The 14,384-nt window shown below is 65.7% G+C and carries 14 protein-coding genes and 2 pseudogenes; 7 read left to right on the forward strand and 9 right to left on the reverse strand.

Annotated elements, in window-relative coordinates:
- Nucleotides 1–69: 69 nt before the first annotated feature.
- The 3 genes and pseudogenes from SSPN_RS0104085 to SSPN_RS61430 form a co-directional block, all read right to left on the reverse strand.
- Nucleotides 70–1,083, reverse strand: coding sequence for a glycoside hydrolase family 43 protein (locus SSPN_RS0104085; protein WP_158309522.1), 1,014 nt, complete (start codon nt 1,081–1,083; stop codon nt 70–72).
- Nucleotides 1,084–1,254: 171 nt separating this feature from the next.
- Nucleotides 1,255–1,683 carry a TetR/AcrR family transcriptional regulator gene (locus tag SSPN_RS0104090; RefSeq protein ID WP_237710661.1) on the reverse strand — a complete coding sequence of 143 codons (429 nt, stop codon included), beginning with the start codon at nt 1,681–1,683 and terminating at the stop codon, nt 1,255–1,257.
- A 12-nt stretch (nt 1,684–1,695) separates the two neighbouring features.
- Nucleotides 1,696–1,806: pseudogene (locus tag SSPN_RS61430) on the reverse strand (TetR family transcriptional regulator); the annotation flags it as partial.
- 187 nt (nt 1,807–1,993) lie between these two features.
- Here SSPN_RS61430 and SSPN_RS0104095 point away from each other — a divergent pair.
- The 4 genes from SSPN_RS0104095 (at nt 1,994) to SSPN_RS59230 (ending at nt 4,161) form a co-directional block, all read left to right on the forward strand.
- On the forward strand, nt 1,994–2,611 hold the full coding sequence (locus SSPN_RS0104095; protein WP_010692456.1) for a hypothetical protein: 618 nt from the start codon (nt 1,994–1,996) through the stop codon (nt 2,609–2,611).
- A 152-nt stretch (nt 2,612–2,763) separates the two neighbouring features.
- Entirely contained in the window at nt 2,764–3,417 is a 654-nt protein-coding gene (locus tag SSPN_RS0104100) for a hypothetical protein (protein WP_029534953.1), read from the forward strand.
- A gap of 94 nt (nt 3,418–3,511) precedes the next feature.
- Nucleotides 3,512–3,694 carry a hypothetical protein gene (locus tag SSPN_RS0104105; RefSeq protein ID WP_029534954.1) on the forward strand — a complete coding sequence of 61 codons (183 nt, stop codon included), beginning with the start codon at nt 3,512–3,514 and terminating at the stop codon, nt 3,692–3,694.
- A gap of 26 nt (nt 3,695–3,720) precedes the next feature.
- Complete coding sequence (locus SSPN_RS59230; protein ID WP_010692460.1) at nt 3,721–4,161, forward strand: lipase; 441 nt, start codon at nt 3,721–3,723, stop codon at nt 4,159–4,161.
- 197 nt (nt 4,162–4,358) lie between these two features.
- Here the strand turns inward: SSPN_RS59230 and SSPN_RS54280 are convergent, their stop codons facing one another.
- The 6 genes and pseudogenes from SSPN_RS54280 to SSPN_RS62460 form a co-directional block, all read right to left on the reverse strand.
- Entirely contained in the window at nt 4,359–5,141 is a 783-nt protein-coding gene (locus SSPN_RS54280) for a DNA repair protein RecN (protein WP_143539650.1), read from the reverse strand.
- 755 nt (nt 5,142–5,896) lie between these two features.
- Nucleotides 5,897–6,040, reverse strand: a complete 144-nt coding sequence (locus SSPN_RS56405) for a hypothetical protein (RefSeq protein WP_158309524.1) — start codon at nt 6,038–6,040, stop codon at nt 5,897–5,899.
- 1,058 nt (nt 6,041–7,098) lie between these two features.
- Nucleotides 7,099–7,896 carry a DUF2637 domain-containing protein gene (locus SSPN_RS0104125; protein ID WP_010692464.1) on the reverse strand — a complete coding sequence of 266 codons (798 nt, stop codon included), beginning with the start codon at nt 7,894–7,896 and terminating at the stop codon, nt 7,099–7,101.
- Nucleotides 7,897–8,005: 109 nt separating this feature from the next.
- Nucleotides 8,006–8,851, reverse strand: a complete 846-nt coding sequence (locus SSPN_RS0104135) for a tyrosine-type recombinase/integrase (RefSeq protein ID WP_010692466.1) — start codon at nt 8,849–8,851, stop codon at nt 8,006–8,008.
- Nucleotides 8,852–8,874: 23 nt separating this feature from the next.
- The gene (locus SSPN_RS62455; RefSeq protein ID WP_420187923.1) at nt 8,875–9,237 is read right to left on the reverse strand and encodes a transposase; all 363 of its coding nucleotides are present in this window, start codon (nt 9,235–9,237) and stop codon (nt 8,875–8,877) included.
- A 516-nt stretch (nt 9,238–9,753) separates the two neighbouring features.
- Nucleotides 9,754–9,957, reverse strand: a pseudogene (locus SSPN_RS62460) (transposase); the annotation flags it as partial.
- Nucleotides 9,958–10,090: 133 nt separating this feature from the next.
- Here SSPN_RS62460 and SSPN_RS0104145 point away from each other — a divergent pair.
- From SSPN_RS0104145 to SSPN_RS0104155, 3 genes are read left to right on the forward strand one after another with little or no spacing between them, the layout of a single operon-like run.
- Complete coding sequence (locus SSPN_RS0104145; protein ID WP_029534955.1) at nt 10,091–11,245, forward strand: tyrosine-type recombinase/integrase; 1,155 nt, start codon at nt 10,091–10,093, stop codon at nt 11,243–11,245.
- Entirely contained in the window at nt 11,242–13,719 is a 2,478-nt protein-coding gene (locus SSPN_RS58200) for a site-specific integrase (protein ID WP_010692469.1), read from the forward strand. The genes SSPN_RS0104145 and SSPN_RS58200 overlap by 4 nt, the downstream gene beginning before the upstream one ends.
- Nucleotides 13,716–14,243 carry a DUF6262 family protein gene (locus tag SSPN_RS0104155; RefSeq protein WP_010692470.1) on the forward strand — a complete coding sequence of 176 codons (528 nt, stop codon included), beginning with the start codon at nt 13,716–13,718 and terminating at the stop codon, nt 14,241–14,243. Before SSPN_RS58200 ends, SSPN_RS0104155 begins: the two co-directional genes overlap by 4 nt.
- The last annotated feature ends 141 nt before the right edge of the window (nt 14,244–14,384 follow it).

Consider the following 14,384-nt stretch of genomic DNA (forward strand, 5'->3'; position numbering starts at 1 on the left):
CGGCCCGGCTATCGCGATCGGACACCTGAAACACGGCCTAATTAGGTACGCGGGTCGTCCCGCGTCTGTTCAGCAGTGCGCGTCGCCGGGGCGGGGCTCCTCAAGTCGCGGGTGGTCGCCTGCGCGGCCCCAGGTGATCGTGGCGACGTAGAGGTAGCGCGGCGAGCCGCATGGGCCGCCGTCCTGCCGCCAGCCGTGGAAGAACGCCACGGTCCGGCCGTCGGCGAGCGTCACCAGCTCGGCGCTCGCGGGGCCGGCGATGCTGGTGTTCTCCTTGGTGATGAGATTGTGGGCGCGGTCAGCCGGGTACGGGCCGGTGACGTTGTCCGCCCAGTTCACGGTGGTCTTGTAGTCGGCGCTGCGGAAGTCGTTGCGCGACATGAAGAGGAAGTACCTGCCCTTCCGGTACACGACTTGCGGGTTCTCGTAGTTGAAGTCGCGCTCGCCGAGCAGTGTGCGGTTGCCGCTGATCGACAACCCGTCGGCCGTCAGGCCCTGGAGGTAGATGCGGCGGATCGCGTTCGGACCGTTGGTCTTGTACAGCAGGTAGTGCTTGCCGGTGCGGGGGTCGTGGAAGTACGACGGCGCGATCGCGCCGTGCTGCGCCTCGTCACAAATCAACGGCTTGGCCCGCGGTGTGAACGGTCCCGCGGGTCCTGTGGTCGACACGGCCGCGCCGACGCACTTTTCCGTACCGTTTCTGGGGTTGGTGGTGAAGTACATCAGGAACCGGTCGCCGCCGCGGTGCACCACGTGCGGGCCCATCACCGCCGTGTCATCTTTTGCCCACGGCACCTGGTCGAGTGCTTTGCCGAGCTGGGTGTACGGGCCGGCCGGGGAGTCCGCCCGGATGACGCGGATCCGGCGGGTGTCGTTGGACCCGTCGGTGGCGTAGGAGTAGATCTTGCCGCCGTACTCGATGGCCGCGGGGTCGGCATGGTCGAAGTCGGTCACCTTGCGTGGTGCGATGGCCGCTGGGGCGACGGCGTCCGCGGAGCCGACTGCCACCACGGTGAACAACACCGCGGCAAGTGCGGGGACTGCGCTGTGAGCGCGCCGATGGCGACGAGCTACTGCTGACATACGCATGTTTCTCCTCGCACGGAATGGATCTACGTCGTTGCCCGCAGTGTAGGGGCCTTGTCGGTCGCGACGTCGGCAACTTCTGGTCTCGTACTCGGGTACGACCTCGCCATCAACGATCGCGTAGAGGTGGCTGTCGCCGGGGCCGGTGGGTGCTCGAACCGGATCGCGTCAGAATCGGGAATTGAGGACGTGGTCGACGGCTGCGTGCAGCGTCTCGGTTTCGGTGGTCAGGATCGATTCCTCGGACGGGAGGGCTCTAGCGATCGAGAGTCCGTTGAGGACGGTCGTGAGGAATCTGGCACGTCGGCTGTTGTCCCCCTCGGCGAGAGCGCCTTCGTTGCTCAGGACGGTCAGCCAGTACTCGACACGGCGTTGCGCTTCCCGCTCGAGAGCGAGATACGCTGCGCGATTCTCGTCGGTCGGTTCAGGCTCGATGAAGGTCGTGAAGATCTCGCTCCAAGCCGCTCGTGCTTGTTCGCCCACGCCAGCGAAAGTGAGCACTTGCCTGAGGCAATCGATGAGCCGGTCCCGTGCCGGTGCCGATCGGTCGTGGATCCTGTCGCCGGGGGTGATCACGTCGTAGATGCCGGCGAGCACGGCGTCCTGCAGTGCGCGTTGCGTCGGGAAGTGATACCGGAGCGAGCCGGTGCTCACCCCGGCCCGCGCCGCGACCGCCCGCACACTGAGTCGCGCACCCGGATCCTCCCCGAACATCGACATGGCCGCCTGAAGGACCCTGTCCCGGCTGCTGGTACCCGTCTCCCGCTCCACTATCAGCGCCTCCTCTAACACACTGTACTAGCACACTGTGATACTGTCGCTTTCGATCGTAATAGCACAGTGTGCTAGACGTTGCGCCGTGGCCGGCATACGGCCGCCCGACACGTGAAATGGGATGTGAAACCCCATGAACCGCCTCCGCAGGCCGTTCCAGATCATCCGCGCCGACCTCCGGGCGTACCTGCTCATCAACGTCCTCGTCTACGGAGTGCTGCTCCTCGGTATGGCGCTGGGGGTGCTCTTCCCGGACCTGCATGCCGCGCGGACCGCCTCGTTCCTGGGGGGCGGCCAGGGGGCGCTCGTCGAGGCGGTGATCGGCAAGGGGTGGGTGTTCGGCACGGTCATCTTCCTGGTCAACGTGTTCCCGACCGCGCTGCTGCTGATCACCCTCCCGTCGCTCGTGGCCCCCTTCGCGGGGCTCGCGGTGTTCGCGATCAAGACGATCGACCTCGGCGTCATACTCGCCCCCGTCGACGCGACATCGAGGCTGACGCTCATCCCGCACTCGCTCACCATGCTCATCGAGTTCCAGGCCTACGCGCTCGTGATGTTCGGCGCATACCTGCTCGGCAGGTCCTGGCTCCGGCCCGCGGCGGTCGGCGCCTCCACCCGCCGACTGGGATACAGGCGCGGTCTGCGCCGTCTTGGCTGGCTCTGGCTCCCGGCACTCGCGCTCTTCGTCATCGGCGCGGTGTACGAGGTCATCGAGATCTACTTCCTTGTGCCACTGGTGCTCGGATCCTGATCCTTGCGCACCGGCCGTCCGGCAACGACTCGCGTGATGCCGGGTGGCGCACCGTGATCAGTGTCGGCCACCGTCCCTTGTCCTGACGCTTTCCGTTCTCACCGAATCGATCTCCGCCGGCGAGGCCGGGGGGAACAAGGAGAAAAACTGTTATGCACGGGTGGAGCCGACGTCGCGCGGTGAAGCGGGTGAAGCCCGGTACCGGGCGGGAATTGAAGCCGTTCCGCTGGTGGCAGCCGTTCTCGCGATCGCTGTACTCAGTCGTACTCGGTCGCGATGACGGGCGGCAGGCGGTGTACGTTGTTGACGTACCTCATCGTCGGCGGTTCTTCGCCAACGACGGCAAAGGCACAGCCGACCTCTACCTCGGCGGCCGTCATCAGGCCGAATCCAAGCTCCCCGCCGCTTTTCCCATCTCCGGTGGCGTGATCGAGGTCGCAGAGTCCCCGTTCGGGCTGAAGCGCTGCCACTACGTCACAGCAGGAGGGCAGGAGTATCCGCTGATTCCGGAGCACACCTCGGCCGAAGGGCGCCGTGCTCACCTCGCCCGCACGCACCCCGCGCTGAGCCGCGCAATCAGTGTCACGTCGGTCATCCTGCTCGTGATCTCGGTGCTCCTGCTCATCCCGCAACTCATCGAGGTTGCCTTCACACTGCCGCCAGTCGCGCCCAGCTTCGGGACCTTTGTCTCGCCCATCTCCCTTCCTGCGTGGCTCAACTCTGTGATCGGCATCGGCGCCGGGCTGGCCAGCATCGAACGCGCACTCCGCCTACGCCACAACCGGTTCCTTGACACCATCGGCTAGCACTCGCCCGGCAAGGTCGGGAAACCCCCGCTCTGACTACATGAACCTTTCTCTGTGACTTAAGGACACCCAAAGGCATGCGTATGTCACGGCTGTGATGAAGAGGCCAGGGTCGGCGCTGGTCGCGGTCCGCCATGTGGTGGCCGTCGTGCTCTGCCTGGCGCTGACGGCGTCACTGACCGCCCCCGCGACGGCGAAGGAGCCGTCCGCGGCGGCTGCTGAGGGAGGAGCCTTCGGCGGGCAGCTTCCCGGCTGGGGGCCTGGGGCAACCCGCTGACGTTCCTGTCCGACCGCGTCAACTCCATGTGGCCGCTGCTCCTCGAGAAGCTGAAACACCTCGCCTGCGGCGTCGGCGGAACCGAGCAGCCGCTCAAGGTCATGGTGGTCGACGACTCCCTGTCGCAGGGCTACGAAGGCGACTGGACCTGGCGCTACCGGCTGTGGCAATGGTTCAGCAGCCAGCACATCAACGTCGATTTCGTCGGCCCCGACACCGGTACCCGGCCGGAGGCCACCCCGTCCGCTCCGAAGCCTCCGCCGCTGCAGGGCGACGCGGGCCCCGCTGAGGAACCCCAGACCACGGGCATGAAGCTCAATGTGGGCACGGACGGTCAGGTGGATTGGGTGATCGCCCGCGACCTGCTGGCCGACGGGCTGATCGCCCCGTCGCAGCACAGCGACCTCGTGTCGCAATGCGAGTATCTCTGCGTCCTTCGACGCCGACGATCGAGCGAACAGGGCTAGCCAGGACAGCACCTGAGCTAAGAGCCGATGGACCAGACGAACAGCCACGATCGCCGATCATCGGAGGTCACGATCGCCCAGGTCAAAACCGGGTGGGCGCATACTCGACCAGGACAGGGGTGCGCGGTGATCTGTTCGTGGGTCGTAACCCGGTTTTGTCCGACCACCTGTCCGCCCAGTGTTCCGATGAAAGGAGATCAACGGAAGTCTTCCATCCTGGCGGCTGCATCTCTCAGATCGCTCGCAATGTAACTAAGGTCGCTTGCTTTGTCTGCGGCCGAATTCAGCGCGGTTGCTATATCGTTGAGCCCGGCAGCCTTGTCGGCTGCGTCATCTAGGCTGTTGGCCGAGTCCTCCAGGTTTGCAATCTTGCTTGCGGCCTCTGATAGGGTGTTCGCCGAATCTGGAAGATGTCCAAGCTGACTTGCGGCACTGTGAAGCATCGAGACAGTATCCTCATTTAGGATGGGCCCATGTCGACGGAATTCGTCCAGTTCATCCAGGAGTTCACGCAGAGCAGCGGCTGATTCGGAATCGATCTCTGCGAAACGATCGAGCGCATTCTTGACTTGTTGATCGCGTTGCTTTATGGCATCAGTGATGATTTCTTGGAGGCGTTCCTCCGTGACGTTACTCAGTCCGGCCAGTGCCGCTTGGCCCGAAGTTTCACGTTCGCGCTTCCATTCTAGAAGGGTTTCGGGTGGGTAGTTCTCGGGCTCATCTTTGTCGACCGTGTCGTGGTGTGGCTTGCATAGCAGAATTAGGTTGGTGAACGAGTCGCGCTCCTTCTCTTCTAAATCTGGTATTGCGCGAGGGCCGCCATCGCTCGATGCGAAGATGTGTGCTATTTGCAGGTTGATTTTCGGTCTGCCCTTTACGAACACCAACACTGGAGTGCTGCATCCGGGCCAGTAGCAGGACCCTTGTGACAACGAAATCAGCCCTGCTCTATCTCCGGCGGTGTAGTTGCGCTTGCCCATTACGTTTCCCCTCAGCACTCGATCGTCTGGCCAAACAGCGCGGACGGTAGCAATTTCGTATCGCGCTGGGCAGCGCCAAGAGGGTGAACTGTGATCACTTGCCGCCACGTGATCGCCAGTCCGAGGTTCCGTTCGAACATTGTTCGATGTCAGCAGGCAGTTATGTCGCCGATTTTATGAGGTCGAGTAAATGGGCAGGTCAGCCAGTTCTCGCTGAGGCCGCTCGCCGGCGTATTTCATGCGCTCGTGTGTGGTGGGTTCAAGGGTGCTCCGGGCCGGTCAGTGACCTCCAGAAGCCAACGGCCTCCAGCGGGATGTTCGCGATGCGATATGCCTCGGCGTTGCAGTCCGGGCACGTCAGCCGACACCGGCCCCGCCGATCTGCATTGGCGAACGGGATCATCGCGTGGGCACGTTCGGGTCCAGAAGGTGAGGCAGCGCTACCGGCATCGTTCGGCAAAGCCCGTCGTCCGCCCGAGTCAACCCTCGGCCCGAACCACAATCTGATCACCGCCTACAACTAGTCGGGTTCGGTCGTGACAACCGACCGAACCTGACCAGCGACAACCCCACTCATCCACAGCCTAATTCTGTGTCCGAACGCTAACCACACGGCTCCGCCTGCCCGACGTCGGCTGAGTCGCCGGACGCTTGTGCTGCCCCGTCTGCCCGTCGATGCTTCATCTCAACGGGCAGGCGGTATCCGACCGCGGGCTGTGGATAGCTCCAAAGAGCCGTAACCGGGACAGGGCTTGTCACGTGTCGCGGACAAAACTGCAACCGGCGACGTTCGACTTCCTAGGGTTCACGCACATCTGCGCGAGATCCCAGGTGGGGCGCTTCTGGGTCAGGCGCAGCACGATCGCGATACGGATGCGGGCGAAGCTGGAAGAGGTCAAGGACCAGCTCAAGCGTCGTAGGCATGATCCCATCCCGGTACAGGGACAGTGGCTGGCCACAGTGCTGCAAGGGCACATGGCCTACTACGCCGTACCGGGAAATTCCGACGCGGTAACGGCCTTCCGGCATCAGGTGACCCTGCACTGGCACTGGGCGCTACGGCGACGAAGTCAACGTGGACGGGTCAACTGGGTGTCGGCTGCCAGGAGTAAGGGACCACCTCAGAGCCGGTTTTGCCAGGAGCATGGGACCACCTGTTTGCCACTGATGGGACCGTCTGGGCTGGCGGACGCAACCCGGTCCCATGCTCATGGCAAACCGGTGGTCCCTTCAGGCTGGCAGGCGACACTGGGAACGGATGGGCAGGTACGCGACTCGATGCTCCCAAAAGTCCGGGTGATGCATCCCTACCCGAACGTGCGCCTTGCAGCCAGAACCTGAGGCAGGAGCCCAGTGTGGTAGTCCCGCACGCTGGGATCCGTGCGGGGGGCCGCCCGTTCATTCTCGGCATCTGGATCCCGCTGAGCACGACTTCGATCCCGACGTCGTTGAGGATGGCGTCAAACAGCTCGGGAGACTTGCTGTCCCTGTTCTGGATCAGCAACCGCGCTTTGCAGCTGGCGTCCTTGAGGTCGATAACAAGATTCCTCGCGGCCTGAGCCACCCACGAGGCGGTCGGGTGCGCGGTGGCACCCAGAACACGGATTCGGCGAGTGCCGTGCTCGATCACCGCAAGGACGTCCACTTTCGCTCCAGTCAGGGTGACCGTCTCGAAGAAGTCGGACGCGAGCACGGCGTCGGTCTGGGAGCGCAGGAACGTCGCCCAGGTACTCGAGCTCCGTCGGGGTGACGGGTTGATACGGCCTCTTTGAGGATCTCCCAGACGGTGGAGGCGGCGATCTTGATCCCGAGGACGAGCAGTTCGCCGTGAACCCGGAGATAGCCCCAGCTGGGATTTTCCGGTGCCAGGCGCAGGACCAAGGCACGTATCGAGTGAAGTGTTCGTGGTCGGCCCGGGCGCTTCGGCTTGGACTTGGCTGCGTGGCGGCGTGAGTATTCATTCCACCGCCGCCAACGCTCCTGGTCGGCGATGCTGGCGGATGTGGCGGGCGAGGGCGCGGGCTCGGGTCGAGCCGATGCTGAGCTTTCGGCGGAGCGTGTCGGCTGAGATCGGGCGCTGGTACAGGTTCCAGTGTTCGGCGTCGAGCCGGTACGCCTCCTCGCGCAGCGGATCATCATCCTCCCCGTGCGGTGCTTCCTGGACAGCGTCCGGGTTGTTGGTGTCGTGACCAGGCACGTTGTTCATCACCGTGCGCAGCGCTGGCACATCCTTAGCCTCCAGCGCCTCCGACGACGGGCTGGTCTCGCCCGAGTCCGTCGTCGGAGGTTGTGCTGATGCGTTCTCGTCGGGCTCATGGACGGAACCACTTGCTGTGTCCGCGCGATGCCGCTTGAGCGCCTGGTTGAGCAGTTCCACCGACAGCAGCAGTGCCAGTGGTGGGCAGGCGGCCACGGCGATGGAGAAGGCGTTCAGTTCGGGTGCGGAGGCGATGTTGGCGCACAGCGAGAGCCCGATGCCGAGGGTGAACGACAGCCATGCCTTCCACTGCCCGGTCGCGACGCGGTGATGGTTGCTGGTCTTCCATAGTTCGATGGTCGCCATCGTCAACAATCCATCGACGATGAGGGGCCAGAGGGTGGCGGTGGTGGCGTCGGCGCCGAATTCGAGGGCGAACTCGCGGCCGTGCCGGTAGGAGACGTAGGCGGCTCCCACGGCCACCAACAGGGTGCAGGCGCACTGCAGATGCAGTGATCGATCGGGCGCCGGGCCCGGCGTGGACGGCTTACCCTCCATTAGGCCTCACCCACCCGCAGTTGCCCTTGGGGACCGTGCATTGTGCTGATGTTGTGGGCGCCGGTGCGGCGGGCCAGTTCGGTGCGGGCGGTTTTGATCATCATCTGAATCACGCGCCACCTCCCTGCATCACGGGTGTGTTGGGCGCGAGGGGGTGTGATTCGCCGGTCATAGCGGCTAGTGCGTTGGCGATTTCGTCGAGGTCGGCGCGGATGTAGGTGGTGGTGGTGCCGGCGTCGCCGCTGGTGCTGTCGGTGTGGCCGGCGTAGGCGCGTGCGATGGCGTAGCCGAAGCGTCGTTCGACCCATTTCAGGGTGGTGTGGCGCAGCCAGTGGGTGCTGATCTGCTGGGTGGCGACCCAGGGCAGGTGTTGGCCGATTCGTTTCCAGAGGTGGTCGTAGCGTCGGGTGGTGATCGGGCGTCCGTCGCGGTAGCGCAGGAGCTGTCCTCCGGATGCGGCGGCGCCGCGTTGGTGGGCGTGGTCTTGCAGGTGCCGCATCAGGGTGGGGGAGACCGGCTGCCAGCGGGTGGTGTCGCCCTTTTCGCGGAGGAGGATCAGGCACTGGCCCGGGTCGAGATCTTCGAAGCGGAGTGCCAGGGCACCGCCACGACGGCAGGCGGTTTCGGTGTGCAGCCGGAGCAGCAGTGTGTCCAGGGTGGGGTCGTTGCCGGTGGAGGCGGCGACTCGGTTGACTTCTTCGAGTCCGGATTCGGGCAGGCCGCGGCGGGTGCTGGGCAGTCGCCGTGGTTTGGCCACGCGGCGTGCGGGGTTGTCGGTTTCGGTGATGAGTTCGTCGTCGACGGCGTGGTTGTACACGCAGCGCATCGCGGCGATCAGGTGTTCGGCGGCGCTGCGTCCGCCGCGGGCGTTGCGTCGCCGGACGACCTGGCTGCGGACGTACTCGGCGAGTTGCTTGATCTTGTCAACGGCACGCGAATTTTGGCTCTGGCCCACTTTCCGTGAATCTGGCCTGGGGCTCAGTCGCTGAGCAGGACGCGCTTGCGGAGCAGGTCGGTCTTGGCTCGGCCGTACATCTGTCTTTTGATCATTTTTATGCGGTTGACGTGGCCTTCGACCGGGCCGCTGTTGTAGGGCAGGGTTAAACCGGCGGTGACTGCGTCTTGGTCGCGTCGGAGGCCGACGACGAAGGAGCGCAAGCCGGGTTGATCGTCGGCGTCGACGGCGTTCATCCATTCCTCCAGTTCGTGGCCGCGGAGGCCACACATCATGGTGGCGAAGGCACGGACATGACCAGCCAGCGCGGCGAGTTGTGAGCTGGCGGCGAGAATGGCGTCCAGCTGGCGTTGGCCTTCTTCGTCCATGTTGGACGGATCGCTCATGATCCAACCCACGACCCGCCGCACTGAAGGCGGCTTAGGGAGCGGTTCGGGAATGCGGCCGGCAGCGCGGAACGGGCGCAGGTACTCGCGCAGGATCTTCTGGCCCCCGCGGTAGCCGCGTGCCTTGACCTCAGCGAACAGGGCAGCGGCATTGGTGCACCCCTCGCCCCAGCGTTGGCGTAGGTAGGGCTTGAATTCGTCCAACAGGCTCGGTCGTCGTCCGGTGCCGTTACAGGTCAACAGTTCCTCAACCGTATCGGCGCGGGCGAAGCGGCGCACGGTCCCGCGTGCCAGGTGCAGCCGGGCAGAGATTGCTCTGATGCCCACGCCATCGGCCAGCAAGGCATGGATGGCGGTATAGCGCTCCCGAGTTCGGGTCGCGATCCGATCTGTTCTGTCTTCGGGCTGGACAGGCTGCACCGGCGCCGTGACACCGTATTGGCCGTGCTGCTGATCAGCATCGCTATCAGCGTCAGGGTTGGGCTCGGCGGCAGTGTCCACCGCCGCATTCAGGCATTTCTGGTGTCGGGCGACAGTGCGCTCTACCGCGCCAGCAAGGTTGTTCCACACGTGCCACCTGTCGGCCACCTGCAGCGCGTCCGGTGCGCCTTCGCGAGCGCCCTCGGCGTAGGCGGCGGCCCGGTCCCGGCAAATGATCTCCACACCGGGATGGGCTTGTAACCACGCGGTCAGTGTCTCGGCGGTGCGGTCAGTGAGCACGTCCTTCTCTCGGGTTTTTCAGTCTGTGGTGTGACGTTGCGTTGATCGCCCGCGTGGCGTGTCCTGCAACGGTTTTCTCGGGGTGTAGCTCTGTGGCTCCTTGTTGCCGATCAAGAACGAGCAGGGGTAGCCGGTGCGTGTGTTTCCAGTGCAGATGCCCTCGGGCGGCCGGTATTGGACGGTGCTTGACGACGAGTTGGAGGTGGTGCCGGTCGCCGACCGGTACTTGCGGGAGTTGCGGTTCGGCCGGGATCGGGCCGAGTCCACGACGAAGGCGTACGCGGGTGGTGTGGCGTTGTTCGTCCGCTGGTGTGCACGGACTGGCCGGGACTGGCGGACGGCCGCAGCCGACATGGGCCTGTTCATGACGTGGCTGAAGTACACCCCAACCGGCGATGACCGGGTCGTGCTGGGCCCTGGCGCCGTGCCAGCGCGCAGCGAGGGGCGGATCAACCGGGTGCTGGTAGCCGTCCGGGGCTTCTTGTCGTTCGCGGTTGCCAACAAGGAGGTGCCGCAGTGGGTGCTCGGGCAGCTCTACGAGCTGGCCGACGCCCGTGCTCTGCCTCTGGAGGCGCAGGGCGAGGACGGCGGGCTGTCCCACCGGTTGCGTGCCCGGCACCGGCTGAGCGAACCGGAGACCGCGGTGGACCGTGCCCGCGACGAGGAGATCGTCGCCTTGCTCTCGGCATGCCGATCGGCTCGCGACCGGCTGATCGTGCTGTTGCTGGCCCGCGTCGGGCTGCGTCGCAGCGAAGTGGCAGGCCTGCGTCGCAGCGACCTGCATCTGTTGCCGGACAACCGATCCGTGGGGTGCGAGGTCCGGGGAGCGCATCTGCATGTGGTCCGCCGGGACAACATCAACGGGGCGTGGGCGAAGTCCCGGCGCAGCCATTCGGCGCCGACGGACTTCCTGGTCGTGCGGGCCATCGACCAGTACGTCGCCGAGCGGGAGCAGTGCCCGGCGGCGGCTGACTGCGACTTCCTGCTCGTCAACCTCTTCCGGGAGCCGCTGGGCGGCCCAGTCACACCGGACGCGATCAACGAGCTGTTCGGAGCCCTGAGCGTGCGTGCTGGACTGGCCAGGGCGGTCTCTCCGCATATGTGCCGACACGCGTTCGGCAGCAATCTCGCCGACTCCGGCGCCGCGCTCGATGAGATCCAGCACCTGATGCGGCATGCCAGCCCCTCATCCTCGCAGCCGTATCTGCACCCGGATCCCTCCCGGCTGCGGGCCGCCGTCGACCGGGTGCCCACGCCCCGCGCGCTGGTCGAGGGGATCTCCCGGTGACAGCGGTGGCGGCCGTGCTGGAGGCCGAGGGCGACGAGGAGATCACCGCGGGCCTGTGGGAGGCGATCGAGCCGGATTTCGTGACGTTGCTGGGCTGGGATCCTGCGGTGAGGATCCTGTCCTTCCCGCAGGAGCATCCCCTGCTGGGGTGGACGGCGTGCCTGGTCGAGGGCTGCGAGAAGATCGGCAGGTCGTCCAAGCACCTGTGCGCTGCCTGCCACAACCGCTGGAAGGCAGCCACAGAGGTGCCGTGGGAGGAGTTCCTCGCCACCGCGAGACGGCGCTGGCGCTCGATAGGCGCGGGCCGCTGCTCGGTTCCGGCATGTCCCCGTCCGTGGAAGAGTGCGCGGCTCCCGCTTTGTGGCACCCACTATGCCCAGCACGGCTCTCTGCGACTGCCGCTGGCCGAGTTCCTAGCGCACCCCGAGGTGGTGGCGCTCCCCGCCTACGGCCAGTGCCTGGTGGAGGCCTGCACCCGTGATCGCGGCGGCGCGGCCCCCTACTGCTATGCCCACAAGTATCGGTGGAAAGTGGCGCAACAGCGAGGGAACGCGTTGGAGGAAGGCCACTGGCGGCGGACGACGTCCGCCGTCGCGGAGAACAACACGGTGAGCCTTCGCGGGCTGCCGCCGCGCGTTGTCGCCGAGGTGATCCATGGGCTGCAGGAGCGCACCAAGCAGGGCATCAAGAACAACCTGACGCGGCTACGGCCGCTATGCGACCTGGCCCGTTCGCAGCAGGTGGCATCGCTGGGCGACCTCGATCTCGAAGCCATGCCGAACAGCCATCGCGGGCTTCACAAAAGCATGGTCCACCATGCTGTTCGGCGAAGGCTCACCCCAGAATCCGAACGCCACAAGGACGTCTGGGAGCTGTCCGTGTTCGGGATGCGCGGAACGCTACGCTTCACCGAGATCAGCCAGCCCTGGCTGCGGGAGGCCGCCAAGAAATGGGCGTTCGACGATCTCCCACGACACCGGGGCACCTCGATCAGGGGGATCCTGCAGTCCCGGATCAACTCGATAGCGCAGCTATCCACGAGCCTGCGGCTGCAGCGCGAGGACCACGGCAGCCTGCCCGCGCTCCTGCTCCGCGCCGACATCACCGCCTTCTGCAACCGGCTCGCCTACCTCGCGCAGCAGGGCGCGATCAGCTCCTACCGCAGGATCGTGTTCTGCCGCGACGTCCGGCTCCTGCTGTCTCGGATGCGGGCGATGGGGCTGACCCGGCAGGGCGAGCACATGGCCGGGATGCCCGACGAATTCTCCCTGGGCCCAGACGACATCCCTGACGAGCCCGAAGACGCCGATGCGGGCAAGGATCTCCCGCCCGAGGTCATGCGGCACCTCTGCGCCAACCTCCAACTCCTGGAAGACACCAGCTGCGCGGAGATCCGCGTCGCCGTTGAGTTACTGATCGACACCGGGCGCCGGCCGGATGAGATCTGCCAGCTCGTCTTCGACTGCCTGGAACGCGATGCCGACGGCAAGCCCGTGCTCGTCTACGACAACATCAAAGCCCACCGGCACGCTCGCCGGCTTCCGATCCCCGAGGCGACGGCCGCGGCGATCGCCGCGCAACAGCAGCGTGTCCGGCTGCGGTTCCCCGACGAGCCCACCGACTTCCTCAAGCTCCTGCCCGCCCCAGCCCGCAATCCACACGGACGGCGCTCAATCACCGATAACAGCGTCACCAGCCGACACCGAAAGTGGGTCGACGCGCTACCCGACATCCTGGTCCCGATAGCTGTCAAGGTCGAGGGCAGGACGACGACGAAGATGCTGCCATTCGACAAGAGAAGGATCTTCCCCTATGCCTTCCGGCACACCTACGCGCAACGGCACGCCGACGCCGGCGTTCCGGTCGACGTCCTGCGCGAGTTGATGGATCACCGTCAAATCCTGACGGCGCAACGGTATTACCGGGTCGGAGAAGAGCGTCGCCGGGAAGCGGTGGAGCGCGTCACCACGATGCAGTTCGACCGGCATGGCAATCGTGTCTGGCGGCAAGCCAAGGCCATGCTGGACTCCGAGCACACCCGTCGCGCAGTCGGCGAGGTCGCTGTCCCTTATGGAGGATGCTCCGAGCCCAGCAACGTCGCCGCGGACGGCCACGACTGCCCCGTCAGATTCCGCTGCATTGGGTGCGGCCACTTCTCCAGCGACGTGTCATTCCTGCCAGATCTGCAGGCATATCACGATGACCTGCTACGCAACCGCGAACGGCTTCTCGCCACATTCGACGCCGACGACTGGGCCAAATCCGAGGCCATGCCCTCCGACGAGGAGATCACCCGAATCCGGCGCCTGATCAACCGCATGAACGCCGACCTCGACGACCTCAGCGACGAGGAACGCTCCCAGATCGAGGACGCCGTCGCCCTCGTCCGCCGCACCCGCAGCCGGGTCGTCGGCCTGGGCTTGCCCCGCGTCCGCCAACCCCTTCCCGATATCCGACCGGACCGGAGCGCATGAGCACCAACAACCCGATGATCGAGGGCCGGCGAGCCGACTCGGCCCGCCGCCGCCAACGGGTCATCAAGGCCCTCAACGAGGCCACCGCCCATGATGGGGAGATCAGCGTGTCGGCCATCGCCCGCGCCGCCGGTGTCGACCGCACGTTCCTCTACCGTCACCACGACCTGCTGGCCCAGATCCACACCGCCCAAGCCAACCCACCACCCGCCGAGGGCCACGGCCCCCTGGTCAGCCGGGCCTCACTCCAAGCCGACCTCACCAACGCCCAAGGCCGCCTGACCAGGCAAGCCGCCCACATCCGGCAACTGGAGAAGAGGCTCGCCGTGTTCCTCGGCGAGCAAGCCTGGCACGAGTCCGGACTCGGCGCACCCGCCGACATCGACCAACTCCAGCACCGCGTCACCACCCTCGAGCAGCAAGTCGTCGACCTCACCGATCAACTCGAACGCCGCGACGATGAGCTCGCCGCAGCCCGCGCGGCCAACCGGGAACTCATCGCCAACCTGAACCGACGGGCCTGACCCATACGACACGTTGGGGGCATGAAAACCACGGTCCTCATGCCCCCAACCGGTTTCACGCTCAGCGCAGAACCCGTTCACGTCGTCTCACGCGTGATCCTCACCCGGTCGACTGACGATCACGCTGACTGCTTGCACGAC

Source organism: Saccharopolyspora spinosa NRRL 18395, assembly GCF_000194155.1.
In the GTDB taxonomy this organism is placed as follows: domain Bacteria; phylum Actinomycetota; class Actinomycetes; order Mycobacteriales; family Pseudonocardiaceae; genus Saccharopolyspora; species Saccharopolyspora spinosa.